The organism is Roseixanthobacter psychrophilus (assembly GCF_043195195.1).
Lineage (GTDB): Bacteria > Pseudomonadota > Alphaproteobacteria > Rhizobiales > Xanthobacteraceae > NCEH01.
Map to the genome: position 1 here is coordinate 1 of NZ_JBAFWT010000185.1, position 478 is coordinate 478.

At 41.0% G+C, this 478-nt stretch carries 1 protein-coding gene; it reads left to right on the forward strand.

The window, feature by feature from the left end; genetic code table 11:
* Nucleotides 1-63: 63 nt before the first annotated feature.
* On the forward strand, nucleotides 64-478 hold a 415-nt coding region (locus V5F77_RS29130), incomplete at its 3' end, for a glycosyltransferase family 2 protein (protein ID WP_429008519.1).

Genomic DNA, 478 nt, shown 5'->3' on the forward strand with positions numbered 1-478 from the left:
CGACAACATAAAAAGGCGGCTCAAAATTCAGTGCGCGGCATTGACCGGATTATGGAGATTAAAATGAAGGTTGCCGTCATCACGATGGTATATAATGAAAAGATAAATCTGCCTATATGGATGTCATATTACGGAAATATGTTCGGGAGTGAGAATTTATATATTATCGACCATGGCTCAAATGATGGTTCTGTAGATAATATAGGAGAGGCAAGTCGGATAAAGCTGCCTCGCGGGGTGTACGAAAATGAATCGCGTGCGCAGATGATCTCGCGCTTTCACTCTTCGTTGCTTTCATATTATGACGTTGTAATTTATACCGATTGTGACGAAATGATTGTCGCAGATCCGGAGTACTTCAAAGATTTGAAGGAGTATCTGGAGAATGAAGAGTTTAAACACCTAACATTGGTCGGGTTAAACATCATACATAATAGCGTTACAGAAGAAGATATTGACTGGACGGCGCCCATTCTTG